Origin of the sequence: Brevundimonas sp. LF-1 (assembly GCF_037055305.1) — a bacterium.
Lineage (GTDB): Bacteria > Pseudomonadota > Alphaproteobacteria > Caulobacterales > Caulobacteraceae > Brevundimonas > Brevundimonas sanguinis.
Window position 1 is genome coordinate 1636225 of the sequence record NZ_CP146349.1, and the last position, 22373, is coordinate 1658597.

A 22373-nucleotide genomic window follows, 5' to 3' on the forward strand; every position below is an offset into this window, starting at 1 on the left:
AGGGCGCCGAGGTCAGCCCCGGCGCCCTTGATTCTAGCCGTTCAGCAGGCTGTTGCGCCGGCTGTAGAGCAGATAGACCGCCACCCCGATCACATTCCAGATGACGAAGTTGATCTGGGTCGAGGCCGGCAGGCTGAAGAACAGATAGATGCAGCCGGTGATGGCGATCGGCCCCACCAGCCACCAGACCGGGGCGCGGAAGACGCGCGGGCGGCTCGGCTCGCGGCGACGCAGCACGATCAGGCACAGGCCGACCGAGGCGAAAGCCGCCAGCGTCCCGGCGTTGGCCAGGGCCGCCAGGTCGCCCAGGGGGATGAAGCCCGCGATGATCGCCATCAGGACGGCCGTTCCCGCCGTCACACGGACTGGGCCGCCGGACCGCTTGGACACATGGGCCAGGCTGCGCGGCAACAGGCCGTCGCGCGCCATGACGAAGAAGATGCGGCTCTGGCCGAACATGAAGGCCAGGATGACGGTCGGCAGGGCGACGACCGCCGCGCCCGCGATCAGGGTGGCCCACAGGTCCGAACCGACGGTGCGGATGATGTGCGACAGCGGCTCGGGCGACTTCATGAACTCGGTGAAGGGCATGGCGCCCAGGGCGGCGATGGCCACGGCCATATAGATGGCGACGCACGCGACCATGGAGCCGATGATGCCGATGGTCAGGTCGCGGGCGGGGTTGCGGGTTTCCTCGGCCGCCGTGGCTACGGCGTCGAAGCCGTAGAAGGCGAAGAAGATGATGGCCGCCGCCGCCATCACGCCGGTCTGAGCCCCGACCCCGTGCGAGAAGCCGTACGGCATGAAGGGCTTGAGGTTGTCGGCGTTGAAGTGGGGCAGGGCGATGGCCACGAAGGCGATCAGGGCGGCGATCTTGACCACCACCAGGGCGGCGTTGATCGAGGCGCTTTCCTTGGTGCCGGCGACCAGCAGACCCGCCACGGCGGCGACGATGACGACGGCCGGCAGGTTGACGATGCCGCCCTGCGACGGCGCCGAGGTCAGCACGGCGGGCAGGCCCATGCCGATACCCTCCATCATCCCCGAAAAATACCCCGCCCAGCCGACGGCCACCGCCGAACAGACCACCGTGTATTCCAGGATCAGGCTCCAACCGACCATCCAGGCCGCGCCCTCGCCCAGCGTGGTGTAGGAATAGGTGTAGGCTGAGCCCGACTCGGGGATCATCGTCGCCAGTTCGGCATAGGCCAGGGCGGCGCAGACGCAGACGATCCCTGCGATGACGAAGGCGAGCATGACCGCCGGACCTGCCCGTTCCGCTCCCACGCCGATGAGAGTGTAGATACCGGTGCCGACAATGGCGCCGACGCCCAGGGCGACCAGGTGCGGCCAGGACAGGGTGGGCTTCAGCCCATCGACCTTGCGTGCTGCGCCCCCAGCGCAGGCAGGGCCTTGCGGCGTGTCAAGAAACTCATGCGTCTTCCCCAGACGTTGCGAATGTTATTCGGTAGAACAGAAAATATTCGGGATACCGTCGATGTGGCGCAGCATTCTTGGCGCGCAGCGCGATCGTCGGCCGAACGTGGCTAAAAAAAACGACCCCAATCTGCCGCGTTTTGTCGCCTTCAGGGGATCATAAAATCAGAATTGCCGGATAAACAACGCCTCTTTCGCTTTGTAGGTCAGAAATATTGGGTTTCGAAGAACGTATACGTCTGGCCGCTTCTTCGTGAATTTTATTCCGCAGGGTGGAGAATATCCGAAACTCTTGTCTGCCTTGGGGTGGTAGCGAATTGGCGTCGGGCTGAGGGGCCCGACTTGCGCTGGCACGGGTCTGAAAGACCGTCGATCTTGGGAGGGATTGGAGCTTGCGGACTCGTTTAGAGACTAGGTCTATCTTCAGCGGCGCCGGCGCGGCCTGTGCGGCCGCCCTGATGCTGGCGACGGCGCCGAGCGTGGCTTCGGCCCAAGCTCAGGCTCAAACCCAGGCGGCTCCGGCGCGCGCCAGCCTGAACCCGGCGCCGGCGCGCCGGGCGGGCGAGGGATACGGCCCTTATCCGCTGATGGTGGTCCGCGGCGCCATGCTGATCGACGGCACGGGCGCGCCGCCGATGGGGCCGGTCGACATCGTCATCGAGAACGACAAGATCACCGACATCATTCAGGCCGGCTGGCCGGGCCTGCCGGAACGCGAGGGCCGTCCGCCGCTGAACGCCGCGCACGAGATCGACGCGCGGGGCATGTATGTCATGCCGGGCTTCGTCGACGCCCACGCCCACGGCGGCAGCCCGCAGAAGGCGCCGGACCTGGAGTATGTCTACAAGCTGTGGCTGGCCCACGGCGTGACGACGGTGCGCGGCGTCAGCCTGGCGCCGCATGACATCGCGGTGTCGGAAAAGGCCCGCTCGGCCCGGGGCGAGATCGTCGCGCCGCGCATCTACAACTATCAGACCATCGGCTCGGGCTGGTCGCGGGGCCGCATCCGCAATCCGGAGATGGCGCGTGAATGGGTGCGTTGGGGCGCGGCCAACGGCGTGGACGGCATCAAGTTCTTCCTGCGCGGCGACGAGACGCCCGAGGTGGTCCTGGCCGCGCTCGACGAGGCCAAGAAGGTCGGCATGGGCACCGTGGCCCACATCGCCCAGCCGGGCGTGGCGCAGCTGAACGCCGAACAGCTGGCGGCGGCGGGCCTGGGGACCATCACCCACTTCTACGGCCACTTCGAATCCCTGCTGGGCGGGCGGACGATCCAGATTATCCGACCGACTATAACTTCTACGACGAGCAGAAGCGGTTCGGCGAGGCCGCCGAGATCTGGGACGAGGTCGAGCCCGGCTCGCCGCAGTGGTACGCCTATCTGGAGGCCCAGAAGGAAGCGGGCGTCGTCTTCGATCCGACGATGACCATCTATGCGGCGTCGCGCGACCTGATGAAGGCCCGCAATGCGCCGTGGCACCAGACCTACACCCTGCCGACGCTGGCCGACTACTTCCAGTCGACGCGCGACAACCACGGCAGCTACTTCTTCGACTGGACGACGTCGAACGAGGTGGCGTGGCGCCGCTTCTATGAGCGGTTCATGCGGCTGCTGAACGACTACAAGAAGGTCGGCGGCCGGGTGACGGTGGGGTCGGACTCGGGCTTCATCTGGAAGCTGTACGGCTTTGGCTACGTCGAAGAGCTGGAATTGCTGCAGGAAGCGGGCTTCCATCCGCTGGAGATCGTACGCGCCGCGACGATGGACGGGGCCATGACCCTGGCCGAGCCGACCGGCAAGGCGCCGACCTTCGGCATCGTGCGGCCGGGCATGAGCGCGGATCTGGTCATCACGACCGAGAACCCGCTGGCCAACTTCAAGACGCTTTACGGCACCGGGCATGAGCGCCTGAGCCCTGAGAACCGCATCGAGACGGTCGGCGGGGTGCGTTGGACGGTGGCGCGCGGCGTCGCCTACGACGCGCCGGCCTTGCTGGCCGACGTGCGGGCCATGGTCGAGCGGCAAAAAGCCGAACGAGGCGAGGCGCAAGGAGGGCGCTGAACCAACAACGGACGAGCCGGGCGCTGCCTAATGGGGAGGGCGCGCCCGTGCTTCACATCAAAAAAACGAGGGGTGATTCAATGAGACTGTCTGCGTACCTGAAGACCGGCACCATGATCGCCGGTCTGGCCGTCACGGCCGCCGCTGCCCAGCCCGCTTGGGCGCAATCTGAAACTCCGGCGAGCGACCCGGAAGCCAGCGCCGTCGCCGACATCGTGGTGACCGGCTCGCGTATCCGCCGCCCGAACGTCGAAGCCTCGACCCCGGTCAACGTGGTCGACGCCCAGGAAATCGAGAACATCGGCGTCACCAACCTGATCGACGCCATGGCGCGCCAGCCGCAGGTCGGCCTGGGCAGTTCGGCCTCCAGCACCACCAATACGGTGGCCGGCCAGGGCCTGGCGACGCTGAACCTGCGCAACCTGGGTGCCAGCCGGACCCTGGTCCTGGTCAACGGTCGCCGCCATGTGGCGGGGTCCAGCGGCACCAGCGCCGTGGACGTCAACACCATCTCCAAGACCACCATCGCCCGTGTCGACACGGTGACGGGCGGGTCTTCGGCGGTGTACGGCGCGGACGCCGTGGCCGGCGTGGTCAACTTCATCACCAAGCAGGACTTCGACGGCATCGCCGCCCAGGCCCAGTACGGTTCGGCCGAAGGTCCGAACACCTACTACGGCTCGGTCGCCGTGGGTCGGAACTTCAACGACGGCCGCACCAACGTCATGGCCGCCGGCACCTATGACAAGACCGAGGGCCTGTACCGGCACGAGCGCGACTACGCGATGAGCGGCCTGGCCTACATCCCGAACCCGAACAAGAAGAGCCCGAACGACGGCCTGCCGTCCTTCATCATGGCGCGGGACGTCTATACGAACATCACCAACGACAGCTTCACCCCGGTGATCGTCACGCCCATCGGCGGCAATGCGGCCTACAGCCTGACCTTCACGCCGGACGGCAAGCTGGTTCCCTTCGACCGCGGACAGATCGTGGTCGACGGCGCCGGGCGTCCGCAGAAGGTCTCGATCGGCGGCGACGGCTTCAAGTTCCGCGAAGACGCCCTGCGCACCCCGGTCGAGCGTTACGGCGGCGAATTGCAGCTGCGTCACCAGTTCCAGCCGTCGAACGACTACATCACCGAACTGAACCTGTTCGCCGAGGGCAAGTATTTCCACACCGAAGCGACCAGCCAGCGCGAGAACGGCACCTTCGCCGGCGACGTGCCCGGCACGGCGACGGGCAACGCCTACCGCATCCAGGCCGACAACGCCTTCCTGCCCGCTGACCTGAAGGCCATGCTGGCCGCCGCCGGGGTGGCGCGCTTCGACATCACCCGCAACGACCGCGACTTCGGCATCCGCACCTATGAGAGCGTGTACGACACCACCCGCTTCGTGACCGGGTTCGACGGCGCCTTCAGCAATGGCTGGCGGTTCGAAGTTTACGCCAACTACGGCCAGACCAAGTCGGAGTTCACCAACTTCGACCGGCTGCAGAAGGAGTTCTACGAGTCGATCGACGCCATCAATCTGAATGGCCAGATCGTCTGCCGCAGCGCTGACGCCCGCGCCCGCGGCTGTCAGCCGCTGAACCTGTTCGGCGCCGGCGTCGCTTCGCAGGAAGCGATCGACTACTCCTACATCTACACCGTTCGGAACGACCTGACCCGCCAGTGGAACGCGGTGGCCAGCGTCAACGGGGAGCTGTTCTCCTACCCCTCGCTGTTCAGCGGAACGAGCCTGCCGGTCGCCTTCGCGGCGGGCGTGGAGTGGCGCAAGGAATATGCGCGCTCGGTGCCGGACATCACCTCGCAAAAGGGCCTGATCTTCCAGAACGCCCAGCAGATCACCGAGGGACGCTATGAGTCCAAGGAAGTCTTCGGCGAGATCAACCTGCCGCTGCTGGCGGATGTCCCCTTCGTCCAATACCTGGATCTGACGGCGGCCTATCGCTACCAGGACTACACCACCACGGGCGGCGACAGCAGCTACGGCCTGGGCCTGGAGTGGACGGTCAACCGCGACATCCGCTTCCGCGGCAACTACGCCAAGGCGGTGCGCTCGCCGAACATCAACGAACTGTTCGGCGGCGGCAGCGAAGGCTACAGCCTGATCGACGATCCCTGCGACGCGACGCGCCTGAACCTGGGCAACGCCCCGGCTAACCGCAAGGCGAACTGCGCGGCCCTGGGCCTGAGCCCGAACTTCGTGCAGTCAACCGCGACGCGGCCGGTGGTCAGCCAGGGCAATTCCGCCCTGAACCCTGAAGAGGGCGAGACCCTGACCCTGGGCGTGGTGCTGACGCCGTCGATCCTGCCGGGCTTCGCCCTGACGATCGACCACTACGACATCAAGATCAGCGACGTGATCGCCTCGCTGGGCTTCCGCAACATCATCAACAACTGCGTCGACAGTCCGGACCTGAACAACCCGTTCTGCGCCAGCGTGGCGCGCGGCGCGGACGGCAACATCACCCGCGTGCTGAACCAGGTGCTGAACGTGGCCGAGTACACCAACTCGGGCTGGGACGTGACGGCCTCCTACCGCACGGACCTGGCCAAGCTGGGACTGCCGGACTACGGCTCGCTGTCCTTCAGTGCTGCGGCGGGCTTCCTGGAAGACCTGACCTATGATCCGGTCCCGGGCGACCCCAGCGTGCGCGACGAGCAGGCGGGCGAACTGCCCAATCCCAAGCGCCGGATGAACTTCCGCGTCACCTGGGATTACGACCGGGTCTCGCTGTCCTACGCCAACCAGTATCTGAGCAGCATGGTGCGCAGCAATCAGGATCCGGCAGGGGCCTATGAGCCTTACAAGGCGCCGTCCTGGCTGACCCACGACCTGCGGGCGGAATACCGTTTCGACAAGTTCTCGGTCTTCGCAGGGGTGAACAACTTCACCAATGAGGAGCCGCCGCAGACGCCGTTCACCTGGACCGGCACGTCGCTGAACACCGGTTTCAACGCCAGCATCTACAACAACCTGGGCCGTTACGCCTACATCGGCGTCAACGCACGCTTCTGATCCGCAACTAGGGAAAGCCGCCCGGCGACGGGCGGCTTTTCACGCTGGGGGCCTCTAGGGGGCGTCCTCACGACAAAGGGGAGAAACTGATGAAGACCCTGACCGCATATAGCGCCATCGCCGCCGCGGCGGGCGTTCTGGCGCTCGCCGCCCTGCCGACGACGGCGTCGGCTGCATCGGCCTCGGCGCCGGCCACGGCCACGGCCACGGCGACGACCGCCAGCGCCCTTGACGCCCAATTCCGCGCTATCGCCGACGAGGAATACGCCTGGCGCCGGAATGAGATTCCGTCTCGCGCCGCCAAACCGACCAATCTGCCGGACGTCAGCGCCGCCACCCAGCAGCGCCGCCTGGCCTATTGGACCGAAATCCAGCGTCGCTTGAACGCCATTTCGCCGGACCAGCTGTCGCCGTCCGAGCGCACCAACTACGCCGTCTACAAGCATCAGATCGACAACTTCGTCGATGACGGCCGCCATCGCCTGTACGAGATGCCCTTCAACTCGGACAGCTCGTTCTGGTCCTCGATCTCGGGCATGGCGAACCAGACCTTCACTTCGGCGGAGGACTATGAGCGCTACCTGTCCCAGCTGCGCGACACGCCGCGCTATTTCGACCAGCAGATCGCCAATATGCGCGCCGGACTGGCGCGCGGCTTCACCCAGCCCAAGGCTTCGCTGGTCGGACGGGACGTCTCCATCCTGGCCGTGACAGAGCCGACGGACCCGCAAGCCAACCCGATCTACAAGCCCTTCATCGACATGCCGTCGACGATTTCGGAGGCAGACAAGCAGCGCCTGCGCGCCGAGGCTGTCCAGGTGATCCAGCAGCAGGTCGTGCCCGCGCACCGCACCCTGCTCAGCTTCATCCGTGATGAATATGTGCCGGGCGCGCGCGACACCCTGGGCGCTAACCGTCTGCCGAACGGCGACGACTTCTATCAGACGCAGATCCGCCAATACACCAGCGTCAACCTGACACCGGACCAGATCCACGAGATCGGCCGCGGCGAGGTGGCCCGCATCCGCGCCGAGATGGAAGCGGTGATGCGCAGCACCGGCTGGACCGGCAGCTTCGCCGAGTTCCTCACCTTCCTGAAGACCGATCGCCAGTTCCAGTACGACAAGCCCGAGCATCTGCTGTGGCACGGCGCCTGGGTGATCAAGAAGGTCGACGGCAAGATGGGGCAGTATTTCAACCTGAAGCCGCGCGACACCTTCAGCCTGATCCCGGTCCCGCCGGCCATCGCCCCCTTCTATACGGCGGGCCGCGGCGGCAATGGCGCGTGCTTGCTGAACACCTATGACCTGCCCTCGCGGCCGCGCTACAATATCCCGGCCCTGACGGTGCACGAGTGCAACCCTGGCCACGCCTGGCACGGCGTCCTGCGCCGCGAGCACGCCGAACTGCCGGAATGGCGTTCGCAGGCGGGGATCTCCGCCTTCGGGGAGGGCTGGGCGCTCTACACGGAAAAACTGGCCGTCGAGATGGGCATCTATGAAGACGCCTATGAGGATTTCGGACGCCTGAACTACGAGATGTGGCGCGCGGCGCGCCTGGTGATCGACACCGGCCTGCATTCCAAGGGGTGGACCCGCGATCAGGCCATCGCCTTCCTGAGCGGCAACACGGCCCTTTCGGACCATGAGGTCGGCACCGAGATCGACCGTTACATCACCTGGCCGGGTCAGGCCCTGGCCTACAAGCTGGGCGAGATTGAAATCGTGCGCCTGCGTCGCAACGCTGAGGCCGAGTTGGGCGCCGATTTCGACATCAGGGCCTTCCACGACCATCTGCTGGCGCTGGGCGTCGCCACCATTCCGGCCATGACCGCCGAGATGGAGGCATTCATCGCCCAGAGCAAACAGGCGGCCGGGGCTCGCCGCGCCGAGTAGACGGCCGTTTTTCTGACGGGCGATCGTTCTGGCCGGCGATTTTCTCCCAGGTCGTTGGTCTCCACCGCCTGCTGATCCATTGCGGATCAGCAGGCGGTTTGACAAAGTCGGAGTAGGGTAGATGCGTAAGGGGGAGCCGCGCATGAACACAGCGGATTACAAGTTGGATGACGCGGATCGCCGAATCCTGAGGGTGTTGCAGCAGGATGGCCGCATCACCAATCAGGACCTGGCGTCCGCCTGCAACATGTCGGCGTCGTCGTGCTTTGAACGGGTGCGCCGCCTGCGAGAGCGAGGCGTGATCGTCGGCTATACGGCGCTGATTGATCCGAAGTTCGCCGAGCGGGAACTGCTGATCTTCATCGAGGTGCTGCTGGACCGCACGACCTCGGACATTTTCGACCAGTTCGCAGACCGCATCCGGCGCTCGCCCGAGGTGCTGGAGTGCCACATGGTCGCCGGCGGCTTCGACTATCTGGTCAAGGTGCGGATGAAGGACATGGCGGCCTATCGCGTCTTCCTGGCCGACACCCTGATCACCATGCCAGGCGTGCGCGAAACGCGGACCTACGCCGTCATGGAAGAGGTCAAGGACACTTCGGTCCTGCCGCTCTAGGCGATGATGTCGGGCAGGATCTGATCCTGCAGCTTCACGATATCGTCGCGCAGGGCCAGCTTCTTGCGCTTGAGCCGGGCGATCATCAGCTGATCGGGCGCAGGCATATGGCCCAGCGCCTCGATAGAAGCGTCCAGGTCGGCGTGCTCCTGCAGCAGGCGGGCCAGCTCGGCGCGCAGCGCCTCGTCTTCTTCGGACAGGTAAGGTTCGTCGTCGTTCATCATCGGGCCCCGGACTAGGTGGTTATAGCTGAGCCGGGGTCAGCTCGGAAGCAGGTCGGCCAGGGTTCTCAACCCTGGTCGCGGCACCACGCGGTCCCACAGGCGCGCCGCATCAGCCATGGCGTCCACGGCAGGGCGCGCAGGGCCGGAAGGGGCAGGGGACAGGCTCTGCAGGCCTTCCAGCAGATGGCGCTCGGCGGCCAGTTCGGCGGCCTTAACCTGTGCGCGCACCGCCAGACGAGCGTCGGTTTCAAGGTCCGGCACCGGCCCTTTCAAGGTGCGACGCACCGCGCGCAGCGGCGCGATGGTCGTGGTGTGCCAGGCGCGCGCCGTGTCACAGGCGGCCTCGATCGTCTCCTCGTCAGGGCGACGGCCGGTGACGGCCGTCCACGCCGCCCACAGCAGCAGGGGCACGTTCTGCTCGTGATAGTCCTGCAGCGACAGGCAGGCCTCGCTCACGCCCGGCGCGGCATAGGCGGCGCAGGCCCAGGTCCACAGGTCGTCGCTCATGCCTGGGCCCCGCCCTTCAGCCCTTCCCAGCGCCGCACCGGCGCCCAGTCCAGGCCGAAGACGTCCAGCGCCCGGCCGACCGACTGGTCGACCATCTGCTCCAGGCTTTCGGGCCGGGCGTAGAAGGCGGGCAGGGGCGGGGCGATGACGGCGCCCATCTCGGCCAGCGCCGTCATGGTGCGCAGGTGGCCCAGGTGCAGCGGCGTCTCGCGCACCATCAGCACCAGAGGGCGGCGCTCTTTCAGCACGACATCGGCGGCGCGGGTTAAAAGGGTGGAGGTCACGCCCGTGGCGATCTCGCTCATCGTCCGCACCGAGCAGGGCGCGACGATCATGCCCAGGGTTCGGAAGGACCCGGAGGAGATGGTCGCTCCCACGTCGTTCAGCCGATGGACCACATCGGCCTTGCTGGTCAGCTCGTCGGGAGTGAGATCGGTTTCCTGCGACAAAGTGAGCAGGGCGGCGCGGGTGACGACCAGATGGCTCTCGACGCCCAGTTCGCGCAGGGCGTCCAGCACGCGCGCGCCATAGACGACGCCGGAAGCGCCAGAGATTCCAACGACTAGCCGAGAGGGCGCCGCCGCCCCAACGGCCGAGTTCACAACATCGGCCAATTCGCCTCCAACCTGTCCGTGTCCGGAGCGGCGAGGGTCACCGCAATGTGATTCCACACCCCGCCAAACCGGGCGCTCAGTGTAGTGGTCCCTTACACATGGAGGCGCAAGCCATGACCATCGAGGCTCGTATTCGCGAACTGGGTAATCGGCATCGGTCGCTGGATGAGACCATCCAGCAGGAGATGCGCCGCCCCTCCGCGGACCCGATACACCTCAGGGAGATGAAGCAGCGAAAGTTGCGACTTAAGGAAGAGATCAACAGTCTGGAAGCCCGCGCCTGCTGACGCCGCTTCCCATCTGAAAATGACGACGGCCCCGGAAGATCGCTCTTCCGGGGCCGTTTTGTATCGTTCGGCGGATCGAAGGGATCAGTCGCGCGAGCCGAACACCGATTCGGCGGTAGGCTCGGCGCCCATGCCATATTCTTCTTCGGCGTCTTCGACGGCGGCTTCCGGTTCGGGCTCGGCCTCGATGGGTTGCAGGACGCCGTTCTTGGCGTCGTCCTTGGCCTTCTTGTCAGCAGCCTTGCGGACCACTTCGTCCAGTTGCAGCTGGCCGGTCAGGCCCAGGGTCACCGGGTCGACCGGCTTGATGTTGGCCGAGTTCCAGTGGGTGCGGTTGCGCACGCTCTCGATCGTGGCCTTGGTCGTGCCCAGCAGCTTGGCGATCTGGGCGTCGGTCACTTCGGGGTGGTTGCGGACGAACCACATGATGGCGTCCGGGCGATCCTGACGACGCGAGACCGGCGTGTATTTCGGACCCGACTTGGCCGGCTTCAGCAGTTCGGCGTGGCGGCTGACCACGGCCTTCATGCGGTAGTTTTCGTCGTTCTGGGCCTTGTCCAGCTCTTCGCGGGTCAGCTGGCCGTTGACGATGGGATCGGCGCCGCGAATGTCGCGCGCCACGTCGCCGTCGGCGATGCCGCGCACCTCAAGCGGGTGCAGGCCGCAGAAGTCGGCGATCTGCTCGAACGAGAGCGAGGTGTTGTCCACCAGCCAGACCGCGGTGGCCTTGGGCATCAGGATGTCGGTCATGGGCATGGATCCCGGCGGTTGCGGCCCGAAAAACGGGCGTTTGAATCGACGGCGCCCGACCTTTTCGGCCGGGCGCGATAGCCCACATATAGGGGATTTCGCGGCAAATGAAAACGTCGTCTGTCGTCGTCATACAGCAAAGGTTCATCTGTGATGATGAACATTCAGGGCCAGGGTGCGTTGTGCGCCGGAAGAGAACCTCTAAGGAGACCGTGTCATGAAGAAGTTCGTGGTTGCAGCGGCAGGTTTGGTCATGGCGGCGGGCGGCTTCTCCGTCGTCAACGTCGGGACGGCTGAAGCGCAGGTTCAGGCCCGTGGCGCGCCGCGCGGCTCGTATGCGCAGAGCTGCACCGGCTCCTATGTGAATCAGGGCCGGCTGTACGCGGACTGTCGCGACCGCAACGGCAATGTGCGCGAGACCTCGATCGAGTTGGCGCGGTGCTCCAGCAGCGACATCGGCAACGATAACGGCCTGCTGGTCTGCTACAACCATCGCGGCGACTATGAAGACAACCGCCCCGGCCGTCCCAATCGGCCGAACCGTCCCGGCGGCGGCTGGGATGACAATCGCCCCGGTCAGGGCGGCGGCTGGAACCAGTCCTCGATCACTGTCTATCGCGACGCCAATTATCGCGGCCAGTCGATGAGCTTCCGCGACGAAGTTCCGAACCTGCGCAACCTGGGCATGAACGACGCGATCAGCTCGATCCGCCTGTCGCGTGGAAGCTGGGAAGTCTGTGAAGACGCCAACTATCGCGGGCGCTGCGAGGTCGTGCGCGGCGACATCCGCGACCTGCGCAATACGGGCCTGAACGACAAGATCTCGTCCCTGCGTCCGGCCCGCAGCGGCGGCCGCTGGTAAGCCGTGGCGACGGTTTGACGATTAGGGCGGGAGGCTTCGGCTTCCCGCCCTTTTCCTTGATCAGGGCAGCAGCACGACCTTGCCGACGTGGGCGCCCGCTTCCAGGTGAGCGTGGGCGGCGGCGGCCTCGGCCAGGGGAAGGTCGCCTCGACCTGCGCCTTGACGGCGCCGGATGCGACCCACGGCCAGACGGTCGCCTCGACGGCGGCGGCCAGCCGGGCCTTTTCATCGGCGGGGCGGCTGCGCAGGGTCGAGCCGGTCAGCACGATCCGCTTCAGCATGATCCGCATAAGATCGACCTCGGCCTTGGCGCCGGTGAGGGCGGCGATCACAACCCAGCGCCCGCCGGGCTTCAGGGCGTTGAGGTTCAGCTCGGCATAGGCCGAGCCCGCCATGTCCAGCACCACGTCAGCGCCGCCCGCGTCCTGAATGGCGGCCGCCAGGTCCTGCGCCGTCGCATCCAGACTGACGTCGGCGCCCAGGGCGCGGGCGGCCTCGGCCTTGGCCGCGCCCCGCGAGGTGGCGATGACGCGGGCGCCCGCCGCCTTGGCCATCTGGATGGCCATGACGCCGATGCCGCTGGTGGCGCCGTGGAGCAGCAGGGTCTCGCCCGCCTTCAGCCCGCCGCCCTCGAAGACGTTGGCGAAGACGGTGAAGGCGGTCTCGGGCAGGGCGGCGGCCTGCACGAAGTCGAGGCCGTCGGGAATCGGAAGGGCGTGGCGGGCGTCGACCACGGCGTATTGCGCATATCCGCCGCCGCCTAGCAGGGCGCAGACCCGGTCGCCGATCGCCCAGCGCGTCACGCCTTCGCCGACGGCCTCGACTTCGCCCGCAACCTCCAGTCCCAGAATGTCCGAAGCGCCCGGCTGAGGCGGATAGCGGCCCTCGCGCTGGACGATGTCCGGGCGGTTGACCCCCGCCGCCCGCACACGGATGCGGATCTCGCCGGGGGCCGGAACGGGCAGGGGGCGCGTCGTCAGGCGCAGGGCGTCGGCCGGGCCGCGTCCGTTCTCGATCTCTATGGCCTGCATGGCGGAGGCTCCCTTGCTTGCATTCCTGTTCAATGCGGCGTTCACATAGGGGTTCGCGCCCGCAATGGCCAAGGAGGCGAGGTTGAGTTTCGAAGATCTGGAGCCCCGCCGACAGCGCGGCGAGGCGATCGCCGCCCTGGCCCGCGAAGACCTGGACCTCTACGCCGTGGACGAACTGCAGGAGCGGATCGCCGCCCTTGAGGCCGAGATCGCGCGCTCCAGGGCCGCCATCGACGGCAAGTCGTCGCAACGCAGCGCCGCCGATGCGCTGTTCAACTTCCGCTGAGCGACAGCGGTTGGGGATGGTTTCGACGGCGCTCTCCCGAAGAGGCGACTTCCGTGGCATGACGATTGCAGCCAGCGGATGGATGAAATTCTTGGATGGACGCCTGTGACCGCCATTGAAGCCAATCTGAGCCGGGCAGGCCTGTCGGGCGCCGAGGTGCTGGATTTCGCGCGTTCCGAGCTGTTTGAGCGCACCTTCCGCGAAGGCATGGAACTGGTCGAGGAGACCGCCGCCTATCTGGACGGCGACGGGCGTCAGGATCTGCGCCTGCTGTCGCGCGCGGCGGCTCTGTCCTATGCGGGCGAGAGCATGAAGCTGACCACCCGGCTGATGCAGATCGCATCGTGGCTGCTGGTCCAGCGCGCCGTGCGCGAACAGGATATGAGCGCCGAGGCGGCGGGCGATCCCCGCTATCGCCTGGCGGATCGCCGCATCGAGACGGAACCGCGCCGCGGCGACCTGCCGATCGCCCTGATCGAATACGCCGTGCGGGCCGAGAAGCTCTATGACCGCGTGCTGCACCTGGATCGACAGATGTATGTCGAGCCGGCGACGACCTCCGCCAATCCGGTGCAGAGCCAGATGGATATGCTGCGCGCCGCCTTTGGATAAGGCGGCGGCGCCGTCACTTCGTCCGGGTCGATCGGGGCGTCGGCCACGACTTGCGGCAGGTTCACAGAGATGCCCAGGGCGTTAGCCAGCTTGGCGTCGCGCTTGTAGACGTCCTCGCGGAAGGCGACGCGGCCCTGGCCGTCGACGAAGGCGGTCCAGTAGAGCAGGCGCACGCCGATGTTGCGGCCGGTGGTCACCCGTTTGGTCTCGCCGCTGGCCTGGGCTGCATCGAACAGGGCCAGACGCTCGGGATCGGGCGAAAGCAGCAGGCGGGCGAAGCCGATGGCGTCCTGCACCCGCACGCAGCCGTGGCTGCGCTGACGCACCGACAGGTTGAACGCCCCCGCGCGGGCGTGTCGTGCAGGAAGATGGCGTAGCTGTCCTGCAACTCGAACTTCACATTGCCCAGCGACGACTTCGGCCCGGCGCGCTGCACCACCCAGCCGTCGGCGTTGACGTACATGTCGTTGGCGGCAAGGTAGGCGGGGCCCTTCGGCAGGATTTCGCGACGCGCGATGCCCATCGGCACCGTCCACGGCGGATTGGCCACGACCGAGGCGAACGGCTTTTCAAGGCTGGGGGTCTGGTTGGCGACGGTGCCGACGACGACGCGGTTGGAGTGAACCGGCTTGCCGTCCTTCCAGTAGACCATGATGGCGGCGGCGGTGTTGACCTCGATCCGCTCGGGATTCAGGTCGCGCTTCAGCCAGCGGCGGCGCTCCAGGTTCAGGGCGATCTGGCGGGCGCGATCCTCGGCCGTCGCGGTCAGCGAGCGCTGGGTGGCGCCGCCGATGCGGCCGTCGGCGCCCAGCCCGTGGCGGGTCTGGAAACTGCGCACCGCCTGCTGCAACTCAGGGCCGTAAGCCAGATTGCCCTTCAGGCGCTCGGCGTTGGCGGCGCTCAGGTCGCCCTCAGCCGCCAGGCGGGCGATCAGGGCGGGGATACGCGGGTCGCTGGTTCCCGGCTCGATCGTGCCGCTGTTCAGGCGAAAAGCAGGCCAGCCGCCCTGACGGGCGATCCGGCGATAGCGGGCGTAACCGGCCGACAGATTGGTGTAGCCCAGATCCGTCGGGGGCAGGGCGTCGAACCACTGGCTCAGTTTGTTGGCGGCGACGGCGTCGACGAGGCCGCGCGGCAGGTCGACGCTGTTCTTCTGCATCTCCCACAGCTCTTCGACCGTCTCGGGCCGGACGCGGCCCTCGGCCAGAACCTTCGCATAGGCCAGGGCGGCGGCGGTGGTGCGGATTTCGGCCGTTTCGCGGTCGGCGGCCAGGCCGACGAAGTCGAAGAAGTCTCCGGCGGGCAGGCCGTGGCGCTCGGCCCCGGCGGCGACTTCCTGAAGCACGCGCAGGCGGTCGGCGGTCCAGATGGGCTTGCCCTGGGTCAGCTGATAGACGGCGCGGACGTCGGCCTGCTGGGCGGCGGGCAGGCGCCCGGCCTGAGCGTCAAAGCCGGCGATGAAAATCTGCGGGTCGGTCGTGCGGGTCTGCGCAAGCGCTCCGCTTGCGGCCGCCAGCGTCAGGCTCGTCGTGGCGACGCCAAGGCCCAGTTCCCGTCGATTCATCGTCTGCAACTCTTGTGGTCCGATATCGGCCCGGACCCAGCGTCCACGCCCCGGAGGATCGAACGCACCCATGTTAACGGCGTTCCAGGCAACAAAAAAGCGCCGGCCCGGGGACCGACGCTTTTGTGGCGAACATGTCGCAGCAAGCGTGGCTTACTTCTTGATGAAGCCGCCGAACTTGTTGTTGAAGCGCGACACGCGGCCGCCGCGGTCCATCAGGTGCTGGTTGCCGCCGGTCCAGGCCGGGTGAGACGTCGGGTCGATGTCCAGGTTCAGCGTGGCGCCTTCCTTCCCGTAGGTCGAACGGGTCTGGTAGGTGGTGCCGTCGGTCATCACAACAGTGATGAAGTGGTAGTCGGGGTGCGTGTCCGCTTTCATCGATCTTGTCCGTCTCTGCGCGACGACGATGCCGACCGTCACTGCGCGTAATTAGAGAATCCCGCCACGGAGCGCGACGGGAGCGAGGGGCGGCGTTTACACCGGGGGCGATCCGGGGCAAGAGCGCTGCCATGACCCACGCCGAACCGCAACGTCACGCCCAACCGACAGGACAGCCCGAGGGCCGCCCCGGCGCCGGGGCCGTCCTGGCCGAACAGATGGATGAGGCGGGCGGCAAGCGCGCCAAGAGCCGCAACATCCGTCCGCTGGGCCGGTTGCTGCCGTTCCTGGCCCGGCACAGGCTGGACGCGGGAATTTCGGCGATCTGGCTGATCGGTTCGACTGTCGCGTCGCTGGCCCTGACGGCGACGGCGCGCGGCGCCATCGACCAGGGATTCGAGAACGGCGGCGCCGACATCGATAAGTGGTTCCTGATCCTGGGCCTCAACGCCGTGATCCTGGGGCTGGCGACGGCGTTGCGCTATTTCTACGTGACCAAGACCGGCGAGCGGATCATCGCCGACCTGCGCACAGCGCTGTTCCAGCGCATCCTGACGCTGGACCCCGTCTTCTTCGCCCATATGCGTACGGGCGAGGTGCTGTCGCGTCTGACGACGGATATCCAGCTGGTCGACACCCTGCTGACCACCTCGATCAGCTATGCGCTGCGCAACTTCCTGACCCTGATCGGCGGGGTGATCCTGCTGTTCTTCGTCAGCCCGAAGCTGACGGGCTTCGTCCTGTTGATCGTGCCGGTGCTGATCGCGCCGCTGTTCATCTTCGGTCGGATCGTGCGCAAGCTGACGGTGAAGTCGCAGGACACCTTTGCCGGGGCCGTGGGCTTCGCCGGGGAAAGCGTCGACGCCATCGAGACGGTTCAGGCCTTCGGCCGCGAAAAGAGCGCCATCGGCCGCTTCGGCGCGGCGGTGGAGGAGGCGTTCGGCGTCTCCCTGAAGCGGATGCGGGCGCGGGCGGTGATGACGGCCATGATCATCGTCGTCATGTTCGGCGGCGTGACCCTGGTGCTGTGGCTGGGCGCGCAGGACGTGATCGCCGGGACCATGACGCCGGGCGCTCTGCTGCAGTTCGTGCTGCTGTCGGTGTTCGCGGCGGGGGCCGTGGGCGCGCTGGGCGAAAGCTGGGGCGACGTGCAGAAGGCGGCGGGCGCCATGGAGCGGATCGACGAGCTGATGCGGGCGACGCCTGCCATCGCGCCGCCCGCCAGTCCGGTCGCCCTGCCTCAGCCGCCGCGCGGCGAAGTGTCGATGTCGGCGGTGGACTTCGCCTATCCGGGCCGCCCCGACCTGCCTGCGCTGAAGGGCTTCAGCCTGACCGTGCGGCCGGGCGAGACGGTGGCTCTGGTCGGGCCGTCGGGGGCGGGCAAGTCGACGGTCTTCCGCCTGCTGCTGCGTTTCTATGATCCGCAGTCGGGCCTGGTGTCGGTCGACGGCGTGGACGTGCGCGCGGCCGATCCGGTCGCGGTGCGCAATCGCTTCGCCTGGGTGTCGCAGGAGGCGCCGCTGTTCTCGGGCTCGGCGCTGGAGAACATCCGCTTCGGCCGCGAGGCCGCCACGCTGGAAGAGACCCGCGCCGTCGCCGCCGAGGCGCAGGCCCTGGGCTTCATCGACGCCTTGCCGGAGGGCTTCGACACGCCGCTGGGCGAGCGCGGCAAGAGCTTGTCGGGCGGCCAGCGCCAGCGCCTGGCCATCGCGCGGGCCCTGGTGCGCGAGGCGCCGATCCTGCTGCTGGACGAGGCGACCAGCGCCCTCGACGCCGAGAACGAACGTCTGGTCCAGGCGGCGCTGGATCAGGCCATGTCCGAACGCACCACCCTGGTCATCGCCCACCGTCTGGCGACGGTGCTGCGGGCTGACCGCATCGTGGTGATGGACGGCGGCCAGGTGGTCGAAGAAGGCACGCACGCCGAGCTGTCAGCCAAGGGCGGGCTGTATGCGCGCCTGGCCAAGCTGCAGTTTCAGGGGACGTAAACCCTCTGCTCCCCATGCAATGGGGAGGTGGCGCAGAGCCGGAGGCGACGTGACGGAGGGGCCGCTTGGTTCCGCGGTCCCGGCCCCTCCACCGCTTCGCGGTCCCCCTCCCCATTTCATGGGGAGGAAAGGCGTCAGCGCGCGTTTATGGCGACCGTAGGAAAATCGCTGAATACAGCGTCGACGCCCAGCGCGTAGATCGCCTTCAGCCAGCCCGTCAGGTCGCCGTGGTCGGCGGGCGCTGCGCCCCTGCGATACTGCGCGGGCAGGAACAGATTCTCGGCCCGAAAAGTCCAGACCACGACCTTCAAGCCCGCCGCATGGGCGTCCTTCGTCAGCGACGAAGCCCGTAGCGCGCGACCCGCGTCATCGCGCGGTACGACCATCAGATCCTGCACCCCGATGGCGTCAGCGTAGCGGGCGACTTCGGCCAGTCCCGTCGGCGTCGCCATCTCAGTGTAGGTCGCGCCGGGCCGGTCGGCGGGGCCGCCGCTCGATTGCATCAATTGCAGCAGCGGCGCGTCGATGCGCGCCGCCAGCCGCGTCAGAGTCCCGACCTCAAAGCACTGGATCAGGAGGGGGCGTCCGCGCCGGTCAGGCTGTGGCGCTCCAGCGTCGCGACGAAGGCGTCCTCCATCGGCAGGTTCAGGGCGGCGAAATGGCTGGGGTGCTTCAGCTCGGGCGCGACGCCGATGACGCGGCCGGTGCGGACGCTGGCGTCGCGGGCGATGGCGACCACTTCCTCGAAGGTTAGGATCGGCTCCTGGCCGTCGAAGGCGGCCGAGGCAGGGCGCAGGGCGGGCAGACGCTCGCGCGCGCGCAGGGTCTTCAACTCGGCCAGGGTGAAGTCTTCGGTGAACCAGCCGGTCACGGGGCGGGCGTCCACCTCGCGGGTCGTGCGGCGAACGGCGAATTCCTCGTGATCGGCGACGTTGGTGGTCTCGCCGATCTCGTTCTCGTGGCGGACGACCAGATGGCCGTCGCGGGTCATGACCAGGTCCGGCTCGATGAAGTCCGCGCCCTGTTCGATCGCCAACTCATAGGCGGCGCGGGTGTGCTCCGGCCGTTCGCCCGAGGCGCCGCGGTGGGCGATGACGGTAGGCTTGGCGGAGGGAGCGGACATGGCCGGTTGGCTCGACGACAGGAGGACGGCGGTCAGGATGGCGGCGATCATGCGCGAAGGGTAGGGGCAGCACGTGACAGGCGCGTGATCGCGTGACCCTCTCCCGGCGGGAGAGGGCTTGAGCGCACGAGAGCCGAAGGCGATTGTTCTTGCGCGAAAGGGTGAGGGGCTTGTCCTATCAGTCGGCGTGAGCCGTGGCGCGGCGGCTTACGCCGACTTTCGCCGCGAACCCTCACCCTTTCGCCTTAGCCAATCGCTTCGCTCTTGGAGGCTCAAGCCCTCTCCCATCGGGAGAGGGGTGCACGTCTCACGACTCGCGCAGGATCTTGCGCAGCTTGGCCTGGATGTCGGGGTTGCCGGCGACGATCTGCTTGCCGTTCATCGGATCGCCGTCCTGGTCGATGGTGGTGACGACGCCCCCGCCTCTGTGACCAGCAGGATGCCCGCCGCCACGTCCCACGGCTGCAGGTTGCGCTCGAAATAGGCATCGTAGCGGCCCGCCGCGACCCAGGCGAAGTCCAGCGATGCGGCGCCCAGACGGCGGATGCCCGCGACGCGCTGGCCCACGGCGTGGATGTCCTTGATGGCCTGGCCGTGGCCGGTCTTGCCGATGAAGGGCAGGCCGGTGGCGATCAGGCACTCGGCCATGTCGGCGCGCCCGGCGGTGCGGATGCGCGTGTCGTTCAGGTAGCAGCCCTTGCCCTTTTCGGCCCAGAACATCTCGTTCATGACCGGGTTGTAGGTGACGCAGGCCACGATTTCGGCCGTGCCGTCGGGGTGCTTGCGCTCCAGGCCCACCGTGATGGCGAAGTGGGGCATGGCGTGCATGAAGTTGGTGGTCCCGTCGATCGGGTCGACGATCCAGGTGTGGGTCTTGTCGGTTCCCTCGATCATGCCGCGCTCTTCGCCCAGGAAGCCGTAGCCCGGGCGGGCCTTCAGCAGCAGTTCGAACAGGGTCTGTTCCGCCTTGATGTCGGCGGCGGTGACGAAGTCGCCGGGGCCCTTGCGGGACACCTGCAGCTGGGACACCTCGCCGAAATCCCGAAGCATCGGGCGGGCGGTCTTGCGGACGGCGTCCATCATGACCTGGAGCAGGGCGGAAGCGAGGGCCATAGGCGGTTCTCCTGATCCGTCGATCCTCAAAAGGCCGCAGCCCGGATGGACGGAGAAGCAAAGGGCGCGGACCATCCGCGCCCCTGTAGTCTTAACTTGCCCGACCTTGGCCGGGAAAGGCGGTGTTTTTAGTCCGCGCGGCGGACGTATTCGCCGGTCGAGGTGTCGACGACGATCTTCTCGCCGGTCGACATGAAGGGCGGGATCATGACGCGGATGCCGTTCGAAGCCTTGGCGGGCTTGTAGGACGACGAGGCGGTCTGGCCCTTCACGGTGGGCTCGGTCTCGACGACTTCCAGAACGACCTGTTCCGGCAGTTCCAGACCGATCGGACGCTCTTCGTGCGACTCGATGATGACCTTCATGCCTTCCTGCAGGTAGGGGATGCGGTCTTCGCCGACCCAGCCCTTTTGCAGTTCGATCTGCTCGTAGGATTCGTCGTCCATGAAGACGAGGGTCTCGCCGTTGTCGAACAGGTAGGAGTAGTCGCGCTGTTCCAGCGTGACGCGCTCGACCTTGTCTTCCGAGCGGAAGCGTTCGTTCAGCTTGTTGCCGGTTTCGAGGTTCTTGGCCTCGACGTTGGCGAAGGCGCCGCCCTTGCCGGGCTTGACGTGGCTGGCCTTGGTGACGACCCACAGGCCGCCGTTGTGTTGCAGGACCATGCCGGGCTTGATGGTGTTGGCGTTGATTTTCATGAGAACCGTAGGGCTCGTTGCTGGGGGCGGCTGGCGCCGACCGCCAGAGCGTGGCGCGCCAAATCGCCGCGAGCCCTAGAGGATAAGGCGAAAAAGGGCAATGGCGGGGGCGTCGCGGCGCGTTGTTTCAGGTCGGGCCGTCCAGGCTGCCCTCAGCCCGATTGGCCAGACGCACGCCGATGCCGGTCGGCGCCGCCAGCTTGGCTGCGCCGAGGTCGAGCTTGCGCGCTTCATGGGCGAAGGCGGCGGCCAGGCCGGCTGAGGACATGGCGGCCAGAATTTGGGTCCAGCGCCCGGTCGGGCGGGCGGCCAGCCAGACGGCGTTGACCGCCTGAGCGACGGCCCACAGGCCCATAGCGGCGTTGCGGCCGGGCCGGGCCGGCGCGTTCCACACGCGCAGAGCCGACAGGGTCGTGGCCGAAAAGACGGCGGGCAGGATCAGGCTGAACGGCCCGCGCGGGCGCTCGGTGATCGGGCCTTCGCGCTTTCGGGCGCCGGTCAGGCTGCGGGCTTGCGGGGGAACGGCGCGGGTGGCGACCACGGTAGCCGCCAGGGCGAAACCGACGGTCACCGCCGCCCCCAGGGCCACGTGCCGCCAGTCGCGGCCTTCAGCATTGAGGAAATCCGCTGCGTGATCGCGGGCGGCGTCGAGGGCGTCATCCATGCTGGTCATGCAGCCAAAACAACCGGGCGCGGCGGACGTTCCCGCTCGCTGACGCCGCGCCCGGCCTTTGGATCAGTTGCCGGTGGCGGCGCCGTCGGTGACGATTTCCTTCATGGCGGACTGCAGATAGTTCTGCGCGCCCATCAGCTGGATCAGGCTGTGCTGGTTCTCCAGGAAGTCCACGTGCTCTTCGGTGTCGGCCAGGATCTTCATCAGCAGGTCGCGGCTGACGTAGTCGCGGGCCTGCTCGCACTGGGTGACGGCGTCGCGCGTCGTCGCGCAGCTGTCGATCTCCAGTTGCAGGTCGGCGCCCAGGCACTCGATCGGATCTTCGCCGACCTTCAGCTTGTGCAGGTCCTGCAGGTTGGGCAGGCCGTCCAGGAAGAGGATGCGTTTGATCAGCATGTCGGCGTGCTTCATCTCGCCGATCGATTCTTCGTAGATGACGTTGCCGAGGTGGCTGAGGCCCCAGCTTTCGAACATGCGGGCGTGCAGGAAGTACTGGTTCACCGCCGTCAGCTCGTTGGTCAGCACCGCATTGAGGGTGCGGATGATCGCGGGATCGCCCTTCATGGTCGTCGTCCTTTAAAAGCAGCGGCGAGTCGGCCTTGACGTAAGACCGAGCCTCGGGACCGCCCG

Annotated in this window: 21 protein-coding genes and 3 pseudogenes; 10 read left to right on the top strand and 14 right to left on the bottom strand. The window is 67.1% G+C overall.

The window, feature by feature from the left end; translation table 11 throughout:
* Nucleotides 1–33 precede the first annotated feature (33 nt).
* A complete protein-coding gene (locus V8F63_RS08980; protein ID WP_392355066.1) occupies nt 34–1371 on the bottom strand; it encodes an amino acid permease in 1338 nt (445 codons plus the stop codon).
* Nucleotides 1372–1829: 458 nt separating this feature from the next.
* Between V8F63_RS08980 and V8F63_RS08985 the strand changes: the two genes are divergently transcribed.
* The 5 genes from V8F63_RS08985 (at nt 1830) to V8F63_RS09005 (ending at nt 9036) form a co-directional block, all read left to right on the top strand.
* Entirely contained in the window at nt 1830–2864 is a 1035-nt protein-coding gene (locus V8F63_RS08985) for an amidohydrolase family protein (RefSeq protein WP_392352903.1), read from the top strand.
* Complete coding sequence (locus V8F63_RS08990) at nt 2861–3499, top strand: hypothetical protein (protein ID WP_392352904.1); 639 nt, start codon at nt 2861–2863, stop codon at nt 3497–3499. The genes V8F63_RS08985 and V8F63_RS08990 overlap by 4 nt, the downstream gene beginning before the upstream one ends.
* A gap of 80 nt (nt 3500–3579) precedes the next feature.
* Complete coding sequence (locus V8F63_RS08995) at nt 3580–6525, top strand: TonB-dependent receptor (protein ID WP_392352905.1); 2946 nt, start codon at nt 3580–3582, stop codon at nt 6523–6525.
* Between the two features lie 89 nt (nt 6526–6614).
* Nucleotides 6615–8420 (top strand): DUF885 domain-containing protein, encoded by a 1806-nt coding sequence (locus V8F63_RS09000; RefSeq protein WP_392352906.1) that lies wholly within the window; start codon nt 6615–6617, stop codon nt 8418–8420.
* A 142-nt stretch (nt 8421–8562) separates the two neighbouring features.
* The gene (locus V8F63_RS09005) at nt 8563–9036 is read left to right on the top strand and encodes an Lrp/AsnC ligand binding domain-containing protein (RefSeq protein WP_024353296.1); all 474 of its coding nucleotides are present in this window, start codon (nt 8563–8565) and stop codon (nt 9034–9036) included.
* Here V8F63_RS09005 and V8F63_RS09010 read toward each other — a convergent pair.
* Genes V8F63_RS09010 through V8F63_RS09020 form a run of 3 tightly spaced genes read right to left on the bottom strand, consistent with a single transcriptional unit; the run spans nt 9033 to nt 10369 of the window.
* Nucleotides 9033–9257 carry a YdcH family protein gene (locus V8F63_RS09010; protein WP_025978184.1) on the bottom strand — a complete coding sequence of 75 codons (225 nt, stop codon included), beginning with the start codon at nt 9255–9257 and terminating at the stop codon, nt 9033–9035. The two genes, V8F63_RS09005 and V8F63_RS09010, sit on opposite strands and share 4 nt — an antisense overlap.
* 39 nt (nt 9258–9296) lie before the next feature.
* Entirely contained in the window at nt 9297–9767 is a 471-nt protein-coding gene (locus V8F63_RS09015; RefSeq protein ID WP_134580172.1) for a TIGR02444 family protein, read from the bottom strand.
* Nucleotides 9764–10369 (bottom strand): UbiX family flavin prenyltransferase, encoded by a 606-nt coding sequence (locus V8F63_RS09020; RefSeq protein ID WP_392355067.1) that lies wholly within the window; start codon nt 10367–10369, stop codon nt 9764–9766. The genes V8F63_RS09015 and V8F63_RS09020 overlap by 4 nt, the downstream gene beginning before the upstream one ends.
* A gap of 125 nt (nt 10370–10494) precedes the next feature.
* Between V8F63_RS09020 and V8F63_RS09025 the strand changes: the two genes are divergently transcribed.
* Nucleotides 10495–10668: a YdcH family protein gene (locus V8F63_RS09025; RefSeq protein WP_003168889.1), complete on the top strand. Its 174-nt coding sequence runs from the start codon at nt 10495–10497 to the stop codon at nt 10666–10668.
* 84 nt (nt 10669–10752) lie between these two features.
* Here V8F63_RS09025 and V8F63_RS09030 read toward each other — a convergent pair whose 3' ends face one another.
* Nucleotides 10753–11418: a DUF1013 domain-containing protein gene (locus V8F63_RS09030; protein ID WP_025978187.1), complete on the bottom strand. Its 666-nt coding sequence runs from the start codon at nt 11416–11418 to the stop codon at nt 10753–10755.
* Between the two features lie 217 nt (nt 11419–11635).
* Between V8F63_RS09030 and V8F63_RS09035 the strand changes: the two genes are divergently transcribed.
* Nucleotides 11636–12280: a beta/gamma crystallin-related protein gene (locus tag V8F63_RS09035; RefSeq protein WP_253119392.1), complete on the top strand. Its 645-nt coding sequence runs from the start codon at nt 11636–11638 to the stop codon at nt 12278–12280.
* Nucleotides 12281–12340: 60 nt separating this feature from the next.
* On the opposite strand, the pseudogene V8F63_RS09040 reads toward V8F63_RS09035, so the two are convergent.
* Nucleotides 12341–13311, bottom strand: a pseudogene (locus V8F63_RS09040) (NAD(P)H-quinone oxidoreductase).
* A gap of 64 nt (nt 13312–13375) precedes the next feature.
* Here V8F63_RS09040 and V8F63_RS09045 point away from each other — a divergent pair.
* Both V8F63_RS09045 and V8F63_RS09050 read left to right on the top strand, forming a co-directional pair.
* Nucleotides 13376–13597, top strand: a complete 222-nt coding sequence (locus V8F63_RS09045) for a DUF1192 domain-containing protein (protein WP_025978190.1) — start codon at nt 13376–13378, stop codon at nt 13595–13597.
* A gap of 78 nt (nt 13598–13675) precedes the next feature.
* Nucleotides 13676–14209 (top strand): DUF1465 family protein, encoded by a 534-nt coding sequence (locus tag V8F63_RS09050; RefSeq protein WP_392352907.1) that lies wholly within the window; start codon nt 13676–13678, stop codon nt 14207–14209.
* On the opposite strand, the gene V8F63_RS09055 is transcribed toward V8F63_RS09050, so the two are convergent.
* The 3 genes from V8F63_RS09055 to rpmE form a co-directional block, all read right to left on the bottom strand.
* On the bottom strand, nt 14101–14505 hold the full coding sequence (locus V8F63_RS09055; protein WP_392352908.1) for a hypothetical protein: 405 nt from the start codon (nt 14503–14505) through the stop codon (nt 14101–14103). The genes V8F63_RS09050 and V8F63_RS09055 overlap by 109 nt on opposite strands.
* Nucleotides 14403–15773, bottom strand: coding sequence for a L,D-transpeptidase family protein (locus tag V8F63_RS09060; RefSeq protein ID WP_392352909.1), 1371 nt, complete (start codon nt 15771–15773; stop codon nt 14403–14405). Before V8F63_RS09060 ends, V8F63_RS09055 begins: the two co-directional genes overlap by 103 nt.
* Before the next feature lie 153 nt (nt 15774–15926).
* Nucleotides 15927–16151, bottom strand: coding sequence for a 50S ribosomal protein L31 (gene rpmE / locus V8F63_RS09065; RefSeq protein ID WP_003168899.1), 225 nt, complete (start codon nt 16149–16151; stop codon nt 15927–15929).
* Between the two features lie 131 nt (nt 16152–16282).
* Between rpmE and V8F63_RS09070 the strand changes: the two genes are divergently transcribed.
* Complete coding sequence (locus V8F63_RS09070; RefSeq protein WP_392352910.1) at nt 16283–18139, top strand: ABC transporter transmembrane domain-containing protein; 1857 nt, start codon at nt 16283–16285, stop codon at nt 18137–18139.
* A gap of 134 nt (nt 18140–18273) precedes the next feature.
* On the opposite strand, the pseudogene V8F63_RS09075 reads toward V8F63_RS09070, so the two are convergent.
* The 5 genes and pseudogenes from V8F63_RS09075 to bfr all read right to left on the bottom strand — a co-directional run bounded on the left by V8F63_RS09075 (nt 18274) and on the right by bfr (nt 22307).
* Nucleotides 18274–19313: pseudogene (locus V8F63_RS09075) on the bottom strand (glycerophosphodiester phosphodiesterase).
* Nucleotides 19314–19569: 256 nt separating this feature from the next.
* Nucleotides 19570–20375, bottom strand: a pseudogene (locus V8F63_RS09080) (inositol monophosphatase family protein).
* A 128-nt stretch (nt 20376–20503) separates the two neighbouring features.
* Nucleotides 20504–21070 (bottom strand): elongation factor P, encoded by a 567-nt coding sequence (gene efp, locus V8F63_RS09085; protein WP_024353283.1) that lies wholly within the window; start codon nt 21068–21070, stop codon nt 20504–20506.
* A 127-nt stretch (nt 21071–21197) separates the two neighbouring features.
* A complete protein-coding gene (locus V8F63_RS09090) occupies nt 21198–21743 on the bottom strand; it encodes a TspO protein (RefSeq protein WP_392352911.1) in 546 nt (181 codons plus the stop codon).
* A gap of 63 nt (nt 21744–21806) precedes the next feature.
* A complete protein-coding gene (bfr, locus tag V8F63_RS09095; protein WP_392352912.1) occupies nt 21807–22307 on the bottom strand; it encodes a bacterioferritin in 501 nt (166 codons plus the stop codon).
* Nucleotides 22308–22373 lie beyond the last annotated feature (66 nt).